This is a genomic window from Moraxella sp. CTOTU47579 (assembly GCF_032004885.1).
GTDB classification, from domain to species: domain Bacteria; phylum Pseudomonadota; class Gammaproteobacteria; order Pseudomonadales; family Moraxellaceae; genus Faucicola; species Faucicola tetraodonis.
The window spans coordinates 117,926-139,479 of the sequence record NZ_DALZOJ010000005.1 but is presented as its reverse complement, the minus strand read 5'-3'; the positions used below and the strand labels follow the sequence as shown (position 1 = coordinate 139,479).

Below are 21,554 nucleotides of genomic sequence, written 5' to 3'. Positions count from 1 at the left end.
AAAAGAAGAGTAATGTGAAAGTTAGTTTTCTCCTTCCTTAGAAAACCTAAATGAATATTCCCTATAGATACCTATCGTATATTATACAAAATTCATGATAATTTATCTCATTCATTAGGCTGAAAAGATATAAAAAATATTATGATATTTGGATATCATTTATTACTTTCATTAATAGATAGCCAATTACTATTAATTTATCACATCCCAATAAAAAAAGCCCTGTCGATACAGAGCTTTTTTGTCACCAAACTGTGGTACTAACCTGCTTGGTCTAACAGCATGTTACGTAAGTGACCAATCGCTTTGGTAGGATTCAAACCTTTTGGACAAACCGACACACAGTTCATGATGCCACGGCAACGGAACAAGCTAAATGGGTCGTCTAAACGTGCTAAACGCTCCTGTGTGCTAGTATCACGGCTATCTGCCACAAAGCGGTAGCCATTCAATAAGGCAGATGGACCTAAGAACTTGTCTGGGTTCCACCAGAATGATGGACAGCTGGTTGAACAACAGGCACATAGAATACATTCATATAGACCGTTTAACTTTTCGCGGTCTTCAGGTGATTGTAGACGTTCAGTCGGTGGCGCTGGCTGGTCATTAATCAAGTACGGATGAACTTTTTCATATTGCTCATAGAATTGGTTCATATCTACCACTAAGTCGCGCACGACAGGTAAACCAGGTAGCGGACGTAAAGTAATTTTTTGTGGCAGCGTGTTCATGTTGATAAGACATGATAGACCGTTTTTACCATTGATGTTCATACCGTCAGAGCCACAAATACCTTCACGGCACGAACGGCGGAAACTGATGGTTTCGTCCATTTTTTTCAAACGGACAAGTACGTCTAATAACATACGGTCAGAGTCTAAAAGCTCAATTTGGTATGTCTGCATACGGGGTGCTGCGTCTTTATCTGGATCGTAGCGGAAAATCTCGATGGTGCGAGTACCTCTGCTCATAATGCTAAACTCCACACGTTTATGGTATTGGTTTATAGGGTCTTTACAACAGTTTGCAAAGACCAAAAAATATTACTTAGAATGTACGCACTTTTGGCTCAACATAGTCTACAGTCAGTGGGCTTTTGCGAACCGGTTTGTAGATAACACGGTTACCTTCAGAGAACCAAAGGGTATGTTTCATCCATTCGTGGTCATTACGACCAAGTGGGGCATACGCATCATCTGCCGCACGTTCGTAGTCAACAACAGTGTGCGCGCCACGACATTCTTGACGCAGGGAAGCTGAAATCATTGTCGCTTTGGCAACTTCATAGAGGTTCGCCACTTCAAGCGCTTCAATACGTGCGGTATTAAACACTTGCGATTTATCAGCTAGGTGAAGACTATTGACCTTACTTTCAAGTGCCAAGATTTTTTGTACGCCTTCATTCATTGACGCTTGGGTACGGAATACACCTGCATGTTGCTGCATGGTACGACGGATTTCGTCAGCCACATCTTGCGCATTGAGACCTTGCGTAGATTGCTGTAACACATTCAAACGCGCCAAGGTTTTGTCAAGAACACGCGGTGATAGTGGCTCATAGTCATGACGGTCAGCGGCGTGGAACTCATCAATGATATGCTGACCCGCTGCACGACCAAATACTACCAAGTCGAGTAGTGAGTTTGTACCTAGACGGTTGGCGCCGTGAACGGATACACATGAACATTCGCCGATTGCATATAAGCCTTTCACGATTTTTTGCTGGGCGTATAAACCTTCCGCATCCGTACCTGCCTCAAGATCTGGCATGACAACCTGACCATGAATATTGGTCGGGATGCCGCCCATTTGGTAATGGATAGTCGGTACAACTGGGATTGGCTCTTTGGTAATATCAACGTTCGCGAAGTTTTTACCAATTTCATAAACCGATGGTAAACGCTTCATGATGGTATCCACACCTAAGTGCGTCATATCAAGTACTACGTAATCACCCTGTGGACCACAACCACGACCTTCTTTGATCTCTTGGTCCATTGAACGTGATACAAAGTCACGCGGTGCCAAATCTTTTAGGGTTGGTGCATAACGCTCCATAAAGGCTTCGCCATCTTTATTACGAAGTAACGCACCTTCACCACGACAACCTTCGGTCAATAATACGCCCGCACCTGCGACGCCTGTTGGGTGAAATTGCCAAAATTCCATATCTTGTAGTGGAATACCGGCACGCACTGCCATACCTAGACCGTCACCGGTGTTAATAAAGGCATTAGTAGATGCAGCGAAAATACGACCTGCACCCCCCGTTGCTAGGACAGTTGTTTTTGCTTGAAATACCGCAACACGACCTGTTTCTTGCTCCAGCGCGATAACGCCGTTAATGTCGCCTTTGCTATCTTTGACCAAATCTAGCGCAATCCACTCGATAAAAAACTCTGTACCTTGCTCAAGATTTTTTTGATATAAGGTATGCAATAATGCATGACCTGTACGGTCAGCTGCCGCACACGCACGTTGTACCGCTTTTTCACCATAGTTGGCAGTATGACCACCAAAGGGACGCTGATAAATCGTACCATCCGCGTTACGGTCAAATGGCATACCCATATGCTCAAGTTCATAGACTACTTTTGGTGCTTCACGGCACATGTATTCGATGGCGTCTTGGTCACCTAACCAGTCAGAACCTTTGATGGTGTCATAAAAGTGAAAGTGCCAGTTATCATCACTCATGTTACCCAAACTTGCGCCAATACCACCTTGCGCAGCAACCGTGTGAGAACGCGTTGGGAACACTTTGGTTAATACCGCAACATTCATACCGCCACGCGCCAATTGTAACGACGCACGCATACCAGAGCCACCGCCGCCAACGATAACCGCATCGAAGGTTAAGGTTTGAATATTGCTAATGGTGTTGTCTTGTTTTGTTGCCATTGCTTTAATTTCCTAAATGATGGTTCGATTTTATCCCCATAAATGCTTAAAAGCCCTGAGGTAGAAATCGATAAATACGTTAACAAAATTTATCTAACAGGATGTTTAGAAGAAAATCATCACGCCCCAAAATAAATAAACCAAGACTGCAAGAATCATGGCAGATTGCAGCACAAAACGTAAACCATTTGACTTAACGTAGTCTGTTAATACAGTCCACATCCCTACCCACGCATGACCCACTAATGCTAGTATCATCAATAGCGTAAATAAGCGCATCGGTAGGCTTAGCATAAAGCCTTGCCATAATTCAAACGTTGGTTGGTGGGTTAAGAACCAGCCCAACATCACCAATGAATAAACTGCCAATACAACCGCACTAATACGTTGTACCACCCAATCGCGAGAGCCTGAGCCTGTTAAACCTGTTGCACTTTTCATTAGAACATCACCCATACAAATGAACCCACAACCCAAAGCGCTGCAAGTACAAAGCCAATGAATGTCGCAGTGCGACCACTGTTTAATTCTTCATTCATGCCCATGTCGGCAAATAAATGTTTGAAACCCATCACAAAATGGTAGCCTAATGCAGCCACAAAGATCCAAGCCAAAAACTTCACCAATGGGTTGGTGAAAATATCTGCAAAGCCTTCAGCACTGGCAAGCGACGTTTGAAAAATCCATAACATCACAGGAATTAGGAGAAATAGCACCACACCAGAAACACGGTGGGTAATTGAAGCCAAAGCAATTGGGTTTTTTGAATTAACATTAATTACTTGGCTTAAAGGAAGGTCAATCGGTCGGTTGCTTTTCACAGCGGGCATCCTTTATTCGCAGTTATAACTTACCTGTGTTATCGCTATGCCAATATCCAAAATATCAAGCACGAACTTCAAATCACTTGCAGGGTTTGATGAATCACATAGCCTGTCAAAAAAACAGGTAAATCGAAGATAAGGAATAGCTAGCGTACTTTGGATTATTCACATAATAAATAGTTATTAGCCGCAAACCTAATCGTATCTCACAATTAAAAACTAATAAATTACAAACTAATAATCGACAAAAAGCCACCCACAATTTACTTTTTAATTTTGTTAAATCACAAAGCTAAAAAGTAAATTATGTTTAGCAAATATTAATAATACAAAGCTAGCCACCAGTAAAATTTTTATAATTATAAGAGTCTTTGATTACAAATACAAACAAAAACAGAAAAAAAACCATCTTTTATCAAACCACTGTAGCGCACTATTAAAATTCAGAAATAATTTGATAAGATTCAGCGTTTTGCCACCCACTCTTCTAGATAGTTAACCGTATCAAGGGTTGATAGAATGTCAGTAGCAGAGAGCATAGTTTTAGCTAACTCCTGTTAATTATAACTAACTGTTTGTACGCGTAAGGCGTAAATTTACTTTCATTTTTGGCAAAAATGCTGTTAATATAGATATGTTTTAGTTTTGGGTTTTCGCTATTTTTTCGCTATTAAAGTCGCCCTGCACGTCTCTGTGTGGCGGGGCAGTCACCTATCCTTGTCATTGCGCCAATGCATTTGAGCAAGTATAGGTCTTCTTTTTTTTACACGTCTGAGAGGATTTTATGTCAGAGAAAGACAATATTGCAACCTTGCACGTCAATGGCCAGGACTATGAGCTTCCTATCATTGAAGGAACATTAGGCGATCCTGTACTCGATATTAAGGCCGTACCCCAAGCTGGTTTTTGGACATACGATCCAGGTTTCATGTCAACCGCTTCCACTGAATCAAAAATCACCTTCATTGATGGTGACAAAGGTATCTTATTACACCGTGGTTACCCAATTGACCAATTAGCTGATAAAGCAGAATACTTAGAAGTTGCGTATGCACTCATTCATGGTGAACTACCCAATGCTGAGCAAAAAGCTGACTTCTACGAAAAAGTTCGTAAACATTCAATGGTGAATGACCAATTACGTCGTTTCTTTGAAGGTTTCCGCCGTGACGCTCATCCGATGGCGATTATGGTTGGTGTGATGGGTGCATTATCTGCGTTCTACCACAACAATCTTGATGTCAGCAAACAAGACCATCGTGAAATCACCGCGATTCGCTTGATTGCAAAAGTCCCTACCATCGCCGCCATGTGCTACAAATATAGCAATGGTCAACCATTTATGTATCCGCGTAATGATTTAAACTACGCTGAAAACTTCTTACACATGATGTTTGCAACCCCAGCGGATGTCAACTATCAAGTCAATCCAATCCTGGCAAAAGCGATGGATAAAATCTTTACCTTACATGCTGACCACGAACAAAATGCCTCGACCTCAACTGTACGTCTAGCAGGCTCTACGGGCGCTAACCCATACGCTTGTATTGCGGCAGGTATTGCGGCTCTTTGGGGACCTGCACACGGTGGCGCCAACGAAGCTGTACTTAAAATGCTTGATGAAATCGGCAGCGTAGACAACGTTGACGAATTCATGGAAAAAGTCAAACGTAAAGAAGTGAAATTAATGGGCTTTGGTCACCGTGTTTATAAAAACTTTGACCCACGCGCCAAAGTGATGAAAGAAACTTGTGACGAAGTATTAGGCGAGCTTGGCATCAAAGATCCACAACTTGAACTTGCAATGAAGCTTGAACAAATCGCCTTGAATGACCCGTACTTTAAAGAGCGTAACCTATATCCAAATGTTGACTTCTACTCAGGTATCATCCTAAAAGCCATCGGTATTCCAACCTCTATGTTTACCGTAATCTTTGCTTTAGCACGTACTTCTGGTTGGATCAGCCACTGGTTAGAAATGCACTCTGCACCTTACAAAATCGGTCGTCCACGTCAGTTATATACTGGCTATACCCAGCGTGATTTTGTGGCTGTTGAAGACCGCGACTAAGCCAATGCTTCAAAAATGCTTCGAACCAAAACCCAGTGTTACACTGGGTTTTTTATTATTAGATGTTAATCAATAAAAAAGGACGTTTTGCAACGCCCTTTTCATTTAACTATAACTTGCTAATCACTTCACCTTACTTATAAAACGCATTGGCAGTATACGTATGGTCGGTCTCATCAATCACTTGGGTTAATTCTGGTATTTGCTGTTTTAGCGAGACTTCAACCCCTTGTTTTAGCGTCATATCAACTGCAGAGCAGCCCTGACAGCCGCCGCCAAATTTAAGCACTGCGGTGATACCAACCCCTTCTTCATGTACCAAATCCACCAATTGCACGTTACCCCCATGCGCCGCTAGATTTGGATTGATTTCCGAAGACAACACGTAATTGATACGCTCCTCTAGGCTCGCATTTTCACCCAGTTTTGGCACTTTTGAGTTGGGCGCACGAAATGTCAATTGACCGCCAAAACGGTCTTTATTGTAATCAATCACCGCATCTTCAAGATAAGGAATAGATGGGGTGTCTATATAAGCAGTGAATGTCTCATAATCCAATTTTAAATCATCAGGATTGTGTTCATCTGGCTGGCTGTATGACATACAGCATTCTGCTCGCGGCGTGCCTGGATGTTCAACAAAAATACGTACGCCGATGCCGTCAGTATTTTGTTTTGCCAACAACTCAGTCAGATACCCTTGCGCTGAATCGGTAATTTTGATATTTGTGCTTTTTTCTGTATCGCTCATATGTCACCCTAACTTGTCATCAATTTTTACCCATATTTTAGCATAAACTTGAGTAATTTACTCGGATTTTATTGGGGGTCGTTGTTTGGCTTATCAAGGGTCGTCACAATATTTTTTAGTCAAGCTAAAAATTGAATCTAGCCATTATCTTTAACCAAAAATCTTTAACCAAAAATAACTTGGCATTGGTTGAAAGTTTAGGCAAGATAGTTAAAAAAACATGCTTTATCACCGAACTTTATCACCAAAACGCTATTGGATAGACCGAGGGCGTTATCATTCGCAAGGAGTTTGCGTCATGCCAAATAACACGACTGACACTATCACGGTTACTAAAAACGACTTTAACGAGGATAAAGGGCGTTTTAGCACACCCAAAAATAAAAAAGGTTATCAATATGATTATTTGGTATTTATCGGGCGTTTTCAGCCGTTTCATTTAGGTCATAAATCGGTTGTCGATGAAGCATTAAAGCTTGCTGAAAATGTGATTATGCTCATTGGCTCTGCCAATTTGCCAAGTAGTATCCGCAATAGCTTTAGTGTCGAAGCACGTAGCCAAATGATTTTGGGCGCCTTTGACAAAAAAGATACCAAACGCATCCATTGTGTCGGTTTGGATGATGCCTTATACAATGACACAAAATGGCTTCAATACGTGCAGCAGTGCGTGAAGTCGGTTACCGGCGATTTAAACGCCAATATTGGTCTAATTGGACATTCAAAAGACAGCTCATCATATTACTTGTCACTTTTTCCAAATTGGCAGTCAGTGGCTGTGCCCAATTTTCATGAGTTGTCTGCCACGCCAATTCGCGAAGGCTTTTTGCTGGGTGCCGATCCGCTAACCGACGCGGTACCGCAATCGACAACCGATGTCATGAAGGCATTTAAAAAGACCGAAGCATTTAAACGCCTACACGATGAGGCTGGCTTCATCGATAAATACAAAAAACAATGGGAATCAAGCCCCTATCCACCCACCTTTATGACGGTTGATGCCGTGGTCATTCAATCAGGACACATTTTATTGGTGGAGCGTCGTGGTATGCCAGGTCAAGGGCTATGGGCATTGCCTGGTGGCTTTATTGACCCTAAAGAGACGCTATTTGACGCCTGTATTCGTGAGCTACGTGAGGAGACACGGTTAAAAGTGCCTGAAGCGGTTCTGCGCGGTTCGCGCCATAGTCAACATACCTTTGATGACCCGTATCGCTCGGCTCGTGGTCGTACCATCACCCAAGCGTTTTACTTTATGCTCAAAAATGACCCCAAAGGCTTACCGTCGGTGAAAGGTGGCGATGATGCCAAAAAAGCGTTTTGGCTACCCTTGGCTGAATTAAGAGCCGATAAACTGTTTGAAGACCATTATGCCATTATTTGCAAAATGGTCGGTCTCTGATTTTTTCCCGCCAAACTGATAGACGGTTTGGTTTTAACCTGCGCAAGCAATCACCAGAGGAGTTCTGTGATGTTTAGTCAAAATTTTGACAATTTTATTTTAAATACCGATAGCTATAAGACGTCGCATTGGCTGCAATATCCGCCAAACACCGAGTATGTATCTAGCTATATTGAAGCGCGTGGCGGCAATAGTAACTTTGAAAATGTGCTATTTTTTGGTCTACAAGCTTTTTTAAAACAGTATCTTACCAAACCCATTACTCACGCTGATATAGACGAAGCCAAAGTGCTACTTGCGGCTCATGGCGTACCGTTTAATGAAGCAGGCTGGCGACAATTAGTCGCCAAACATGGCGGTCTATTACCGCTGCGCATTCAAGCGATACCAGAAGGCATGGTGGTACCAACGGGTCAAGTATTGTGTCAGGTGGTGAATACCGACCCTGAGTTTTACTGGTTGACGAGCTATATCGAAACCACGCTATTGCGCGCTATTTGGTATCCTAGCACTGTGGCAAGCCTTTCTTATTATTGTAAACAAATCATCAAAGCAGGCTTGGAAAAATCGGCCGATAACTTGAATAATCTACCGTTTAAATTGCATGATTTTGGCGCCCGTGGGGTGTCTAGCCTTGAATCGGCTGCGATTGGCGCTCTTGCCCACTTGGTAAATTTTTCCGGTACGGATACCTTAAGCGCGATTGTGGCTGCCAATCGTTGGTATGGTATGCAAAATGACATGACGGCTTTTTCCATTCCCGCAGCAGAACATAGCACCATGACCACTTGGGGTCGTGAGCATGAGGCGGATGCCTATGGCAATATGATTGCCAAATTTGGCGGTGAAGGTAAAACCTTTGCGGTGGTGAGTGATAGTTACGATTTATGGAATGCCATTGATAATATTTGGGGCGGTGAGCTAAAAGAAAAAGTAGCGCAAACAGGCGGCACGTTGGTCATTCGTCCTGATAGTGGCGATCCGATTAAAGTGGTGCGTGAAGCCCTGCAGCGCCTTGCAGCAAAATTTGGTACCACCACCAACTCAAAAGGCTATAAATTACTGCCGAGCTATGTGCGACTCATCCAAGGGGATGGTATTAATCCCACCAGCATGGGTAAGATTATTGATGCGGTGATTAAAGCAGGCTTTAGTAGTGACAATATTACCTTTGGTATGGGTGGCGGGCTACTGCAACAAGTCAACCGCGATACTTTGAATTTTGCGATGAAGACCAGCAGCGCACGGGTGGACGGTTTTTGGCGAGATGTGTATAAAGACCCAATTACCAGTGTGAGTAAACGCAGCAAACGCGGGCGTTTAGCCTTGGTCAAACATCAGGGTAGTTATATGACGCTGCGTGAAGATGAGCTTGCTGAGCAAAATAATTTGTTGCAAGATGTATTTTTGAACGGTGATTTATTAGTTGATGATACACTGACTGCGATTCGTCAACGCTCGTCGGTAAAATCATAATTTAACTTGTCGCAATCTCAACAGCCGTCTTTATCAGACGGCTTGTTATCGTTAAAGCTAATTAACCCCTGCCATTGCCAAATATTTTTGGTGCAACTGTTCAAGTTTTAAATACAAATCGTCTAAGCTACCATTGTTGTCGACAATGTCATCGGCTTGTCTGAGCCTATCATGACGCGACAGTTGATTTGCCATAATATTTTGAATACGTTCAGGTGTTTGACCATCACGCTGACTGGCGCGCTCAATCTGCAAGGACTCATGACTATCGACCACCAATACTCGCTCACACAGATTGGCTAATCCTGCTTCGGAGGCTTCTAGCAGTAAGGGTGCTACCAAAATTACATAGGGCGACTGGGCAGCTCTTAGTAATTCTTTGGCACGGCTGCGAATGGCAGGATGGGTGATTTGTTCCAAATCCATTAACGCTTGCGCACTGCCAAATACATGCTCTCGCATAGCACGGCGATTAAGCTCACCTGCCTCATCAATCACCCAGTCACCAAATTTGGCGACAATTTTTTTTAGCGTTGGCGAACCTTTGGCAACGACTTCACGTGCCAATACATCGGCATCAATAATAACAATTCCATGCTCAGCAAACCAACGGCTCACTTGTGATTTGCCGCTACCGATGCCACCTGTAAGCCCCACTACCAACATCGCAATCCCTCCTTGATTCACGGATAATTGACCCATAAATGACTTCACGACATTTTGCCTAGATACCACGACATTATTGATTGCCCATACAACAGGGCTATCATGCCAGCAATGGCGATATAGGGTCCAAAAGCAAAAGGTTTGCTTTCACCTGAGCGCTTCATCAATATTACACCCACAACCGAGCCGACAAACGCAGATAAAAGCACAATTAAGGGTAGCATCAAAGGCCCTAGCCAAGCCCCCAAAGCCGCTAATAATTTAAAATCGCCATGCCCCATCCCGTGCTTGCCCGTAATCAGCAAAAACAGTTGATAGACAATCCACAAGCATAAAAACCCAAACACATAGCCAAAAATAGCCGCTGTGGGACTGACAAACAAGCCAAAGGCATTGACGAATAATCCTAATCCCGCTAACGGCAATGTAAATCGGTCAGGCAACAATTGGGTATCAAAATCAATGCCTGTCAAAGCCACTAATGTCCATGTGAGTGCTAATCCTGCCAGCGCTTGCCAAGTAACACCAAATTTCATCACCACCAGTACAGACAAAATAGCGGTGATGATTTCTACAAGCGGATAACGATAACTAATGGCGTGATGACACTGACTACATTTTCCTTTTAGCAGTAGCCAGCTAATAACAGGCATATTTTCAAACCAACGTATTGAATGCCCACAATGCGGGCAACGAGAAGCAGGACGGCTTAAGGTAATGGATTCATGATGGTCAACAATGGTTTCTGGATGGAGCAATAGCTGGCATTCGTTCTTCCACTGCTGCTCCATCATCAAAGGCGTGCGATAAATCACCACATTGAGAAAACTGCCCACGCATAATCCCAATAAAGCTACGATAATCAACGTCAGCCATTGTGACTGTTGTAACAACAACATAAAATCTGAAAAAATCCCCATCGTATTTAGCCCACCACCGAGCCCATTTGGAAAATTGGTAGATACATGGCAATCACCAGACCCCCTACCAGCACCCCCAAAATAGCCATAATCATCGGTTCCATCAGACTTGTTAACCCATCTACGGCGTTGTCTACTTCATTTTCATAATAAGTCGCCACTTTATCAAGCATCTCCTCTAGACTACCTGACTCCTCACCAATACCGACCATTTGGATAGCCATACTGGGGAAAAGATTGGTAGAACGCATCGCAAACTGCAGCTGTTGACCCGTCGCAACATCGCCTTTAATTTTTTGCGTGGCATTATAAAATACCACATTGTTGGTTGCCCCAGCGGTTGAATCTAACGCATCAATCAGCGGCACACCTGCGGCAAAAGTGGTAGACAAGGTACGGGAAAAACGGGCAACCACCGCTTGATAAGCAATATTGCCAAAGATTGGTAATTTTAAGGTAATTCGGTCTAAAAAGTCATTAAAGGGCTTACTACGTTTTTTAGCTTCAGAAAAACCAACCACAGCGCCTGCAATGCTAAATAGCAATAACCACCACCATTTTTGCATCCACTCCGACATACTGACTACCATTCGGGTAAACGCGGGTAACTCTGCGCCAAATGAATTGAATAAATCAGCAAACACCGGTACCACTTTGACCAGCAAAATAATGGTAACGATAATCGCAACCACGATAACCGCAATCGGGTATTTCAAGGCTTTTTTAATTTTTGCTTTTAGTAGCTCGCTTTTTTCTTTGTACGTCGCGACACGCTCAAGCATAGTTTCAAGCGCGCCCGACTGCTCACCTGCCTCTACCAATGAACAAAATAGGTCATCAAAATATCTGGGATGTTTGCGCAGCGCTGCAGCAAAGGTGCTTCCTGATTCCACTTCTGACTTGACACTAAGCACCAACTCTTTCATCGAGGGGTTATCGAGCGCATCTGCAACGATCTCAAACGACTGAGTAAGGGGGACGCCCGCTTTCATCATCGTAGCCAACTGCCGCACAAAGATAGCAATATCGATTGCCTTGATGCTTTTTTTCATTTGAAAAATAGGCTTAGGTTTTTTCTTAATCGTCTTGACTTGGATGCCCTGCTTACGTAGTTGCGCCTTTGCCAGCTCAATATTGCGGCTGGTGGTTTCGCCTTTAACTTTCTCGCCACGGCGATTCACCCCATCATAGACAAAGTCTAATAACATTTCTGTTTGGACTTTTGCCATACCCTTAACCCCTTACTATCTGAACTAATCTTAAATAAAGACGGATAAAAAACGCCCTATTCGCTAGTAACACGATACATCTCTTGGATGCTGGTCGTGCCTTGTAGGACCTTTAAAATGCCAGAGCGCCTTAAATCCCTAAACCCTTGCTTTAAGGCAGCGTCTTTAATTTCAATAGCGTTGCCGTCTTCCATAATAATTCGCGCAATCTCTGGTGTTACTTTCATCACTTCATAAATACCAACACGTCCTTTATAGCCATCGCGGCATTCAGAGCAGCCAACGGGCTCATAAATGACATTGCTGGGATCTGCCAAATCTTCTTCAGTAAAGCCCATTTCAAGCAAGCTATGTTTTGGTACATCTGTCGGTTTTTTGCAGGATTTACATAGGCGACGTGCTAAGCGCTGTGCGATTACCAAATTGACTGAGGTGGCAATGTTAAAAGATGCCACACCCATATTCCGCAGACGCGTTAAGGTTTCTGGCGCTGAGTTGGTATGCAAGGTTGACAGCACCATATGCCCTGTTTGGGCAGCTTTGACTGCAATTTCCGCCGTTTCCAAGTCACGAATCTCACCGACCATCACAATATCAGGGTCTTGACGCAAGAATGATTTGAGCGCACTGGCAAAGGTCAAGCCAACTTTATTGTTCACGTTGACCTGATTAATGCCTTCAAGGTTAATTTCAACGGGATCTTCTGCGGTAGAAATATTGGTCTCAACTGTGTTTAAGATATTAAGACCCGTGTACAAGGAGACGGTTTTACCCGAACCAGTAGGGCCGGTAATCAATAACATCCCTTGCGGTTTTGCCAGCGCATCCATAAATAGCTGCTTTTGGTCCGGCTCATAGCCGAGTGCATCAATGCCTAGCATTGCTGATGATGGGTCTAAAATACGCAGTACGATTTTTTCACCAAATAAGGTTGGCAATGAGTTGACACGAAAATCAATCGCCTTATCCTTGGAAATTTTTAATTTGATACGACCATCTTGCGGCACGCGGCGTTCAGAGATGTCCATTTGTGACATGACTTTCAGGCGGGCAGCAATTTTACCCGCTAGCTGCGTCGGTGGATTTGCCATTTTTTGTAACACCCCATCAATACGAAAACGCACGCGATAAGATTTTTCATAGGGTTCAAAGTGTAAGTCTGAAGCGCCCATGGTAATGGCTTTGATGAGCATCCCATTAACGAACTTGACGACAGGCGCTTCATCATTGACATCTAAATGACTGGTGGCACTATTGTCGTCATCGGCGCGGGTTTCATCAAACTCCACCGCTTCCATATCATCAAAATCAGCTAAATTGGTGGTAGTAAAGATTTTTTCGATGAGTGATTTTATTTTATGGTGTTCGGCAACCACTGTTTCTACAGTAAATCTTGTACCAAATCGCAGCGCGTCTAAAGCATCTACCCGCGTCGGGTCACTCATGGCAACAAATAAGCGACTACCTCGTTGAAAAATCGGCAGAATATTAAATTCGCGAATAATTTTCTCATCAACCGCTTCTTTTGGAATATAGTTGACATTGATGGCATCCAAATCAATGAGGGGATCGCCAAATTCTCGCGAAATCACCCACGCTACCGCGTCTGGTTGCGCAAGCTTATTATCAACCACATAGGCGATTAAATTTATTTTTTGCTGCTGCGATTCTGCCAATACTTTTTGCATTGACGCTTCGCTAATTAGTCCTTCATGCACTAATCGTGACGCAATGCCACCAAAACCAGGAAGTGATGCTGCCATTGTTTTTCTCGTTCCCTCAATATTGATTCAAATGGGCTAATGTTTGTTAGTGTAAACTATTCATTTATATATTAACAAATCATTCTCGACAAATCCGTGAATTCAACGATAAATATTTTTTTAACGCATTTTATCTCCATCAACCTTCATAAAACTGTTTTATACTTTATACCTTCTTTAAACCCCTCACTTGCGTGACCCAATAATTTATTCGGCAAATCGCGGCAATTGCTTATATAATACGTACCATTTTACGCTTGATATTTTAAATACTCCTATTTTCATATCTTGATATCTTTAAATGGTGATGTTTTACATCATGATATGTTAAATAGCGTTACTTATATTTTAATGTTATCTTGACATTTATACTTTGCAAATTCATAGATAACCACTTACCTCAATTGACAGGGACATTATGAAAGCATCTGATTATGTAGCAAATTGGCAGAATTCTTGGGTGATTGCTAATTGGAAAATGAATCCTAGCACACAGCTGACTGTCACAGCCCTCATGACCGATTTACAGCAGCAGCTACCCGCAGATGCACTGCAACGCTGTAACGTGGTTGTCGCCCCAAGTTTTATACATTTATCGACCACAAAACAAGCCATCCAACATGGGTCATGCAACATCGGGCTAGCTGCGCAAAACTTATGCGCACAACACGCCGATACAGGCGCGTTTACTGGGGAGGTTTCGGGTGCTCAGCTCAAGGACGCTCAAGTAAATTATGTTTTAGTCGGACATTCAGAACGCCGTCAATATTTTAATGAAGATGACACTTGTTTAATCCAAAAAATTCGCAATGCCTTTGCACATGATTTAACCGTTGTTTTTTGTATCGGTGAAACACAAGCCCAGTATGAGCAAAATCAGACCCAAGATGTGCTATCAGCGCAACTAACGGTGGTTAAACAACTAGCCGCCGAATTTGCTAATACCCAATTGGGTAACTTAGCATCGCGATTAATTATTGCTTATGAACCCGTTTGGGCAATTGGTACAGGTAAAATCCCAACGATAGAAGAAGTACAAAACATTCATGCCTTTATCAACACCACCTTAACGGACATCGATGCCTCTTTAGCGACCACACCGATATTGTATGGCGGCAGCGTGAAAGCGGATAATGCTGCAGAAATCGCCCAATGCCCAAATGTAAATGGGGTGTTGGTAGGCGGGGCGTCACTTGACGCGACTGGCTTTACACAAATTATTCAAGCATTTGCCCAAATTTAAGGTAAAATATCACCCATTTAAAATTTTTACTTTTGCCGCTGACAGCGTTCTTGTTGGGCATCAGTGCTATCAAGTTTTGTAGAGATAAGTATGTATAATGCAATTTTAGTGGTTCATATCATTGTCGCGATTTCGATGATTGGTCTGATTTTGGTCCAACATGGTAAAGGTGCCGATGCCGGGGCTTCATTTGGTGCAGGTGGTTCGGCAACCGTATTTGGTGCGTCTGGCTCTGCCAATTTTTTAACGCGCTTGACGGCGGTTTTAACAGCAATTTTCTTTATCACCAGTATGACACTGGCAGTATTTGCTAAACAGCAATCGGTATCTAGTCGTACCCTTGATACCAGCCTAGCGACTAATACTGCGCCTGCAAGCCCTACACCTGCCAAATAAGTTATTAAAAAAAATGTTGCGTTATTGGTAGTTTTGACCTAGAATACAGCGTCTATTTTAGAGTGTTGTTATTTAAAAAACAGCTTGGTTAAAGTAGTTTGGTTTTTTGCGATTGTGGTGGAATTGGTAGACACGCTACCTTGAGGTGGTAGTGCCGCAAGGTGTGAGGGTTCGAGTCCCTCCATTCGCACCAACTAAATTAATTTTAAATAACTATTGACAAGGTTAATATCTCACTCTATAATACGCTCTCTAAATTGTTGCGGGGTGGAGCAGTCTGGTAGCTCGTCGGGCTCATAACCCGAAGGTCGTTGGTTCAAATCCAGCCCCCGCTACCACTTTTCTAGTAGCATTGCTTTGGTATCATTACTAGAAAAATCAATTTAGACACACTTTTATTGATTTAAAAGCCCACCAATTAGTTTGTGGGTTTTTTTGTATCTGTTGGTTTCGAAAAAACTTAAGTTTTGCTAAATTAGCGGTTGCGTTTTAGTAATGTGCCAATTTTTAAAATTAGCTTTTAAAATCAACAAAGATGTTAATAATCAACTCTAAAGGATATCATGAAACTATCAACGAAAGTTGCTGAACTGACCCAAATCATTGAGCCAGCAGTAACTGCCTGTGATGTGAGCTTGTGGGGTATTGAGTTTGTACCACAAGGTCGACGCTCTCTTCTTCGTATTTATATTGAAGCCCTACCTGAAGACCGTGCCGAAGGCAAACAAGTCACCATTGAAGACTGTGCTGCGGTCACCCACCAAGTCGGTGGTGTGTTAGACTTACACGACCCGATTGCAGGCGAGTATCTACTTGAGGTGTCTTCACCTGGTTTAGACCGCGCGTTTTTTTCTGCTGAGCAGCTGCATGACTATGTGGGGCAAACAATCAGTTTACGATTGATTCATGCGATTGGACAAGGTAGTGATAAGCGCCGTAAAGTAACAGGCGAATTGGTCAATATTGACGAGCGCCAGTTGACGGTCAAAACTGAAAATGATCAAGTCAATGACCAACTTTTAGCCATCGAGCTTGATAATATTGATAAAGCCAATTTGGTCTACCAATTTTAGCTTTTAAATTTGGGGTTAACGCCTTTTTTACGCTATGTCTTCTAGCTAACTCTTTTCTAGCTAAAAGCAAGATTTTAAAGAATAAAGTCTAGAATGACTTAAATTATAGGTGATTACATGAATCGAGAAATTTTAACGGTCGTTGAAACCGTCAGTAATGAAAAAGGCTTAAATCCTGAAGATATTTTTGAAGCGATTGAGCAAGCCTTAGTGGTATCGACCAAAAAGAAAGTTTATAGTGAGCAGCCTGAAGTTGCCGTTCGCGTGCATATCAATCGCAAAACAGGTGACTATGACACTTACCGTTATTGGACAGTAGTGGCAGATGAAGATCATGAAATGCCTGCCTGTCAACTAGCGATTAGCGATTTGGATGAAAACGAGTGGAAAATCGGCGACGTCAAAGAAGAACAAATCGAATCCATTGAATTTGGTCGTATTGCTGCTACCCAAGCCAAACAAGTCATCATTCAAAAAATCCGTGAAGCTGAACGTTCACTGGTGGCAGATGCGTTTGAACATCGTATCGGCGAGATGATTACGGGTGAAGTCAAAAAACCGGCGCGCGATGGTTATATCATTGATTTGGGCGATAATGTCGAAGGCTATCTACCACGCGATAAAATGTTGCCCCGTGAGCAGCTGCGCATCAAAGGTCGTATCAATGCGATTTTAGAGCAAGTCAATCGCGATAACCGTGGTGCTCAGCTCGTATTGTCTCGTACCTCACCACAGATGCTAACGGCACTGATGCAAAAAGAAGTACCAGAAATTGCTGAGCAAATCATTGAAATTCGTGATGTTGCGCGTCAACCTGGCTTACGTGCTAAGATTTCAGTCAAAACCAATGACCATCGTATCGACCCTGTCGGTGCTTGTATTGGTATGCGTGGCACCCGTATCCAAGCAGTACAACAAGAGCTTGAGGGCGAGCGTATCGACGTCGTGGTATGGTCGGATGATGCGGTGCAGTACATTATCAGCGCTTTGGAACCTGCGGATGTTGATCGTATTATTCTTGATGAAGATACCAAAACTGCAGATATCATCTTTGCCACTAACGATCAGTTGGCCCGTGCGATTGGCTCACAAGGTCAAAACGTGCGCCTTGCATCAGAATTAACAGGCTATCGTCTTAACATGATGCTCGAAGACGAGTACAATGCACAACAAGAATCAGAAACCAAAGTGTATCGCGACCTATTCTACACACGTCTTGAAGTCGATGAAGATTTGGCACAAGCCTTGGTGGATATTGGATTTACCTCACTTGAAGAAGTTGCGTATGTCCCTGCTGAGACTTTCTACGACATCGATGGGCTAGATGATGACGCCATCGACGCAATCCAAGAACGTGCCAAAGAGGCGGTGATCGCCGATGAATTGGTCAAACAACAAAATATTAAAGAGCCAAGCCAAGAGCTTCTAAACCTTGAAGGCATGACTCAAGCATGGGCCTACAAGCTTGCCGAACGTGACGTCATCACCGTCGACGACCTTGCCGAACAAGCCATCTTTGATATCCAAGATATCGAAGGTCTTGATGAAAAGACCGCAGGTGAGCTCATTATGAAAGCCCGTGAATCATGGTTTAATTAAAAAAGGTGTATGAATGGCAGATAAAACCGTAAAAGAACTTGCAGCAATGACCAAAAAGACCGTTGAAGCAATTAATAATCAACTGGTCAAGGCAGGGCTGTCTGCGCGCGGTGACAATGACATCGTCACCGATAGCGAACAACAAAAACTGGTCAGCTTTTTACAACAAAGTCATGGTCAAAATGACAAACCTCGCATTAGCTTAAAAAGCAAAACCACTTCTACTGCGCGGGTGACAGGCACTTCTGGTAAAGCCAAAAGTGTCAATGTTGAAGTACGCAAAAAAATGGTATTTGATAAACCAAATCCCAATAAAATTGCTGAAGAACTAGCGTTGCGTGAAGCAGCGGCCAAAGAAGCTGAAGAAAAAGCGCGTTTGGCGAAAGAAAAAGCCGCCCAAGAACAAGCTGAAAAAGACAAAGCCAAACAAGCCGCTGAAGCGCGTCAACAAGCCACTTTAGCTGCCATGCGCGCTAACTTAGGTGGTGGTAGTCAAGCTGCCAAAGAGCACACAACCACCAGTGTGGTAGTGAAAAAAGGCAACAAAACTGCTGCAATTGAAGTCAAAAAAGCTGACAAAAAACCTGCGCCGAAAAAAGAATCGGATAGTGAACGCAAAGCGCGTGAAGCAGAAGAAGAACGCTTACGTCAAATCGAATCAGAAAATCGCCGTAAAGCCGCTGAAGAAGCTCAGCAGCGTACCCTTGAGCAAATGCGCCAAATGGCGAGTAAATATAGCGAAACCGATACTGAAACTACGATGGTTGTCAAAAAAGATGAACCATTAGCAGAAGGTTTGGTGGGCGCAGCGCTTGAAGACTCATTTGAACAAGAACGCCGTGAAATTAAACGCGGCACCGCAAGCACTGCCAACAAAAACCGTCGTCGTCGCCGTGACGATGAAGGTGAGCAAGAGATTAAGAACCGTAGTCGCGGCTTAAAATCATCGCAAGCCAATAGACACAAATTTGAAAAACCGGTTGAGAAAATCGTGCATAACGTTGAAATCGGTGAGACCATCGTGGTGTCTGAACTTGCCCAAAAAATGGCAATCAAAGTACGCGAAGTCGTCAAAATGTTAATGAAAATGGGCGAGTTGGTCCGTGAAAACGAATCCATCGACCAAGAAACCGCTGCCCTACTTGTTGAAGAAATGGGTCATAACCCCGTGCTTGTGAGTTCGACGCAAGTTGAAGACTCACTACGTGAGGCGGTGGGCGAGAAAAGTAGCAATGTCCAAGCGCGTCCGCCTGTGGTTACCATCATGGGTCACGTTGACCACGGTAAAACGTCCCTGCTCGATAAGATCCGTTCAAGTAAAGTGGCATCGGGCGAGGCAGGTGGTATTACTCAGCATATCGGTGCTTATCATGTGCAGACTGACCAAGGCGTTATTACTTTCTTAGACACCCCAGGTCACGCCGCATTTACCGCGATGCGTTCTCGTGGTGCCAAAGCGACAGATATCGTGGTGTTAGTGGTTGCAGCCGATGACGGTATGATGCCGCAGACGGCTGAAGCGATTGACCATGCGCGTGCCGCAGGTACCCCGATTATCGTGGCTATCAACAAGATGGATAAAGACAGCGCCGATCCAGACCGCGTCCTCAACGAACTAACCACCAAAGAAGTCGTTCCTGAAGAATGGGGCGGTGACACACCGGTGGTCAAAGTCTCTGCGTTAACAGGTCAAGGCATCGATGAATTGCTCGAAGTGATTAACCTACAAGCAGAAGTGATGGAACTTGAAGTCGCTACTGACGGTGCAGCACAAGGTGTGGTAATTGAATCACGTCTTGAAAAAGGTCGCGGAGCAGTGGTCAGTTTGCTGGTTAAACAAGGTACTTTAAATCAAGGTGACTTGGTACTTGCTGGCGAATATTATGGACGCGTCCGTGCTATGACCGATGAAAACGGTCAAAAAATCACCTCAGCGGGTCCTTCGATTCCTGTTGAAATCTTAGGTCTGCCTGATACACCAGCGGCTGGTAGCGAGTTTATGGTGGTTTCAGATGAGAAACGTGCGCGCGAAGTTGCAGAATATCGCACGGTGCGTGAGCGTGAAAAAGTGCTTGAACGTCAAGCCAAATCACGCTTAGAAAACTTGTTTGACCAAATGAGCGATGCCAAACTACCTTCCGTTAATTTGATTCTTAAAACTGATGTTCGAGGTTCACTAGAAGCCTTGTTAACCGCGCTTGATGAATTATCTACGGATGAAGTTAAAGTCAAAGTCATCTCATCGGGTGTCGGTCCAATCACCGAATCGGATGTGGTACTCGCTGAATCAAGCGAAGCGGTATTATTAGGCTTCAACGTTCGTGCCGATACCGCTGCCAAACGCAAAGCGGATGAAGCAGGCTTAGATATTCGCTACTATAGTGTTATCTATGGGTTGATTGATGATGTGAAAGCGGCGATGAGCGGTTTACTTGCGCCAGAACACCGTGAGCAAATCTTGGGTATCGCAGAAGTACGTGAAGTCTTCCATTCTAGTCGCTTTGGTTATGCAGCGGGTTGTATGGTGACGGAAGGTAATATTATCCGTAACAAGCCAATTCGGGTATTGCGTGATGACCAAGTTATTTTCACCGGTCAATTACAATCATTACGTCGCTTTAAAGAGGATGTTAATGAGGTGCGTGCTGGTATGGAGTGTGGTCTAGCGGTGAAAGGTTATGAAGTAAAAGAAGGCGATAAGATTGAAGTCTTCGAGATTCATGAAGTCAAACGTACCTTATAAGCTAATCTGACAACCTAATATTGCCAGCTTGCTATTAGCAACCTTCCCAGAGGTCTAATTAATCTAGGTTAATTAGACCTTTTTTTACTATAAAAAGGATTACCAATGAATCAACGTTTACAACGTCTTGCCGATCAAATTCAGCGCGACCTAGCGGTTTTGATTCGTGACGAGATTAACGACCCCCGCTTGACGGGGTTTGTGACCATTTCTAGTGTCAAAATCAGCCCAGATTTGGGTTATGCTGATATTTATGTCACCATCATGGAAAAGTCGATGGATGATGCCATGGCAAAAGATTATCATACCGAGAGCTTAGAAGTGCTGAACAAAGCATCAGGTTTTTTGCGTACTGAGCTCAGTCATTTGCTAAAAACCCGCACTACGCCACGTCTACGCTTTCACTATGATGAAGTGACCGCTAACGCTAACTATATGATGAATCTGATTTCTAAAGCGGTACAAAGTAGCGAAGGTCAGCCATCAGACGACTGATG

At 43.5% G+C, this 21,554-nt stretch carries 18 protein-coding genes and 2 tRNA genes; 11 read left to right on the top strand and 9 right to left on the bottom strand.

Annotated elements, in window-relative coordinates:
* Positions 1 to 260 precede the first annotated feature (260 nt).
* The 4 genes from RTP55_RS05380 to sdhC all read right to left on the bottom strand — a co-directional run bounded on the left by RTP55_RS05380 (position 261) and on the right by sdhC (position 3,731).
* The gene (locus tag RTP55_RS05380; RefSeq protein ID WP_007115066.1) at positions 261 to 971 is read right to left on the bottom strand and encodes a succinate dehydrogenase iron-sulfur subunit; all 711 of its coding nucleotides are present in this window, start codon (positions 969 to 971) and stop codon (positions 261 to 263) included.
* A 76-nt stretch (positions 972 to 1,047) separates the two neighbouring features.
* Positions 1,048 to 2,910 carry a succinate dehydrogenase flavoprotein subunit gene (sdhA, locus tag RTP55_RS05375; RefSeq protein WP_179286586.1) on the bottom strand — a complete coding sequence of 621 codons (1,863 nt, stop codon included), beginning with the start codon at positions 2,908 to 2,910 and terminating at the stop codon, positions 1,048 to 1,050.
* A 96-nt stretch (positions 2,911 to 3,006) separates the two neighbouring features.
* Positions 3,007 to 3,342, bottom strand: a complete 336-nt coding sequence (gene sdhD / locus RTP55_RS05370; RefSeq protein ID WP_036594948.1) for a succinate dehydrogenase, hydrophobic membrane anchor protein — start codon at positions 3,340 to 3,342, stop codon at positions 3,007 to 3,009.
* Complete coding sequence (gene sdhC, locus RTP55_RS05365; protein WP_071586266.1) at positions 3,342 to 3,731, bottom strand: succinate dehydrogenase, cytochrome b556 subunit; 390 nt, start codon at positions 3,729 to 3,731, stop codon at positions 3,342 to 3,344. The genes sdhD and sdhC overlap by 1 nt, the downstream gene beginning before the upstream one ends.
* A 778-nt stretch (positions 3,732 to 4,509) precedes the next feature.
* On the opposite strand from sdhC, the gene gltA reads away from it, so the two are divergent.
* The gene (gltA, locus tag RTP55_RS05360; RefSeq protein ID WP_050324880.1) at positions 4,510 to 5,796 is read left to right on the top strand and encodes a citrate synthase; all 1,287 of its coding nucleotides are present in this window, start codon (positions 4,510 to 4,512) and stop codon (positions 5,794 to 5,796) included.
* Between the two features lie 133 nt (positions 5,797 to 5,929).
* Here the strand turns inward: gltA and nfuA are convergent, their stop codons facing one another.
* Positions 5,930 to 6,547 carry a Fe-S biogenesis protein NfuA gene (gene nfuA / locus RTP55_RS05355; RefSeq protein WP_095356557.1) on the bottom strand — a complete coding sequence of 206 codons (618 nt, stop codon included), beginning with the start codon at positions 6,545 to 6,547 and terminating at the stop codon, positions 5,930 to 5,932.
* A 298-nt stretch (positions 6,548 to 6,845) separates the two neighbouring features.
* On the opposite strand from nfuA, the gene RTP55_RS05350 reads away from it, so the two are divergent.
* A complete protein-coding gene (locus RTP55_RS05350) occupies positions 6,846 to 7,949 on the top strand; it encodes a bifunctional nicotinamide-nucleotide adenylyltransferase/Nudix hydroxylase (RefSeq protein WP_312384752.1) in 1,104 nt (367 codons plus the stop codon).
* A 69-nt stretch (positions 7,950 to 8,018) separates the two neighbouring features.
* The gene (locus RTP55_RS05345; RefSeq protein WP_312384750.1) at positions 8,019 to 9,425 is read left to right on the top strand and encodes a nicotinate phosphoribosyltransferase; all 1,407 of its coding nucleotides are present in this window, start codon (positions 8,019 to 8,021) and stop codon (positions 9,423 to 9,425) included.
* 57 nt (positions 9,426 to 9,482) lie between these two features.
* Here RTP55_RS05345 and coaE read toward each other — a convergent pair whose 3' ends face one another.
* The 4 genes from coaE to pilB are packed head-to-tail and all read right to left on the bottom strand — an operon-like array spanning position 9,483 to position 14,003.
* Positions 9,483 to 10,127 carry a dephospho-CoA kinase gene (gene coaE, locus RTP55_RS05340; RefSeq protein WP_312384833.1) on the bottom strand — a complete coding sequence of 215 codons (645 nt, stop codon included), beginning with the start codon at positions 10,125 to 10,127 and terminating at the stop codon, positions 9,483 to 9,485.
* Between the two features lie 8 nt (positions 10,128 to 10,135).
* Positions 10,136 to 10,990: a prepilin peptidase gene (locus RTP55_RS05335; protein ID WP_312384749.1), complete on the bottom strand. Its 855-nt coding sequence runs from the start codon at positions 10,988 to 10,990 to the stop codon at positions 10,136 to 10,138.
* A 26-nt stretch (positions 10,991 to 11,016) separates the two neighbouring features.
* Positions 11,017 to 12,240: a type II secretion system F family protein gene (locus RTP55_RS05330; protein ID WP_312384747.1), complete on the bottom strand. Its 1,224-nt coding sequence runs from the start codon at positions 12,238 to 12,240 to the stop codon at positions 11,017 to 11,019.
* A gap of 56 nt (positions 12,241 to 12,296) precedes the next feature.
* On the bottom strand, positions 12,297 to 14,003 hold the full coding sequence (gene pilB / locus RTP55_RS05325) for a type IV-A pilus assembly ATPase PilB (protein WP_312384746.1): 1,707 nt from the start codon (positions 14,001 to 14,003) through the stop codon (positions 12,297 to 12,299).
* 418 nt (positions 14,004 to 14,421) lie between these two features.
* Here pilB and tpiA point away from each other — a divergent pair, with 418 nt between their 5' ends.
* The 8 genes from tpiA (at position 14,422) to RTP55_RS05285 (ending at position 21,552) form a co-directional block, all read left to right on the top strand.
* Entirely contained in the window at positions 14,422 to 15,246 is an 825-nt protein-coding gene (gene tpiA / locus RTP55_RS05320; protein WP_312384744.1) for a triose-phosphate isomerase, read from the top strand.
* A 90-nt stretch (positions 15,247 to 15,336) separates the two neighbouring features.
* Entirely contained in the window at positions 15,337 to 15,642 is a 306-nt protein-coding gene (secG, locus tag RTP55_RS05315; protein WP_050324874.1) for a preprotein translocase subunit SecG, read from the top strand.
* Positions 15,643 to 15,750: 108 nt separating this feature from the next.
* Positions 15,751 to 15,835 (top strand) — tRNA-Leu (locus RTP55_RS05310).
* 68 nt (positions 15,836 to 15,903) lie between these two features.
* A tRNA-Met gene (locus tag RTP55_RS05305) sits at positions 15,904 to 15,980 on the top strand.
* A gap of 225 nt (positions 15,981 to 16,205) precedes the next feature.
* Positions 16,206 to 16,715, top strand: a complete 510-nt coding sequence (rimP, locus tag RTP55_RS05300) for a ribosome maturation factor RimP (protein WP_007115081.1) — start codon at positions 16,206 to 16,208, stop codon at positions 16,713 to 16,715.
* 117 nt (positions 16,716 to 16,832) lie between these two features.
* Positions 16,833 to 18,314 carry a transcription termination factor NusA gene (nusA, locus tag RTP55_RS05295; RefSeq protein ID WP_007115082.1) on the top strand — a complete coding sequence of 494 codons (1,482 nt, stop codon included), beginning with the start codon at positions 16,833 to 16,835 and terminating at the stop codon, positions 18,312 to 18,314.
* A gap of 13 nt (positions 18,315 to 18,327) precedes the next feature.
* Positions 18,328 to 21,057, top strand: a complete 2,730-nt coding sequence (infB, locus tag RTP55_RS05290; protein WP_065253805.1) for a translation initiation factor IF-2 — start codon at positions 18,328 to 18,330, stop codon at positions 21,055 to 21,057.
* A gap of 105 nt (positions 21,058 to 21,162) precedes the next feature.
* Positions 21,163 to 21,552 carry a ribosome-binding factor A gene (locus tag RTP55_RS05285; protein ID WP_007115084.1) on the top strand — a complete coding sequence of 130 codons (390 nt, stop codon included), beginning with the start codon at positions 21,163 to 21,165 and terminating at the stop codon, positions 21,550 to 21,552.
* The last annotated feature ends 2 nt before the right edge of the window (positions 21,553 to 21,554 follow it).

Excerpts from the sequence above, each read along its gene's own strand:
- RTP55_RS05380 (WP_007115066.1), bottom strand. The coding sequence starts at position 971 with ATGAGCAGAGGTACTCGCACCATCGAGATTTTCCGCTACGATCCAGAT.
- sdhD (WP_036594948.1), bottom strand. The coding sequence starts at position 3,342 with ATGAAAAGTGCAACAGGTTTAACAGGCTCAGGCTCTCGCGATTGGGTG.
- sdhC (WP_071586266.1), bottom strand. The coding sequence starts at position 3,731 with ATGCCCGCTGTGAAAAGCAACCGACCGATTGACCTTCCTTTAAGCCAA.
- gltA (WP_050324880.1), top strand. The coding sequence starts at position 4,510 with ATGTCAGAGAAAGACAATATTGCAACCTTGCACGTCAATGGCCAGGAC.
- nfuA (WP_095356557.1), bottom strand. The coding sequence starts at position 6,547 with ATGAGCGATACAGAAAAAAGCACAAATATCAAAATTACCGATTCAGCG.
- RTP55_RS05350 (WP_312384752.1), top strand. The coding sequence starts at position 6,846 with ATGCCAAATAACACGACTGACACTATCACGGTTACTAAAAACGACTTT.
- RTP55_RS05345 (WP_312384750.1), top strand. The coding sequence starts at position 8,019 with ATGTTTAGTCAAAATTTTGACAATTTTATTTTAAATACCGATAGCTAT.
- coaE (WP_312384833.1), bottom strand. The coding sequence starts at position 10,127 with ATGGGTCAATTATCCGTGAATCAAGGAGGGATTGCGATGTTGGTAGTG.
- RTP55_RS05335 (WP_312384749.1), bottom strand. The coding sequence starts at position 10,990 with ATGTTGTTGTTACAACAGTCACAATGGCTGACGTTGATTATCGTAGCT.
- RTP55_RS05330 (WP_312384747.1), bottom strand. The coding sequence starts at position 12,240 with ATGGCAAAAGTCCAAACAGAAATGTTATTAGACTTTGTCTATGATGGG.
- pilB (WP_312384746.1), bottom strand. The coding sequence starts at position 14,003 with ATGGCAGCATCACTTCCTGGTTTTGGTGGCATTGCGTCACGATTAGTG.
- tpiA (WP_312384744.1), top strand. The coding sequence starts at position 14,422 with ATGAAAGCATCTGATTATGTAGCAAATTGGCAGAATTCTTGGGTGATT.
- secG (WP_050324874.1), top strand. The coding sequence starts at position 15,337 with ATGTATAATGCAATTTTAGTGGTTCATATCATTGTCGCGATTTCGATG.
- rimP (WP_007115081.1), top strand. The coding sequence starts at position 16,206 with ATGAAACTATCAACGAAAGTTGCTGAACTGACCCAAATCATTGAGCCA.
- nusA (WP_007115082.1), top strand. The coding sequence starts at position 16,833 with ATGAATCGAGAAATTTTAACGGTCGTTGAAACCGTCAGTAATGAAAAA.
- infB (WP_065253805.1), top strand. The coding sequence starts at position 18,328 with ATGGCAGATAAAACCGTAAAAGAACTTGCAGCAATGACCAAAAAGACC.
- RTP55_RS05285 (WP_007115084.1), top strand. The coding sequence starts at position 21,163 with ATGAATCAACGTTTACAACGTCTTGCCGATCAAATTCAGCGCGACCTA.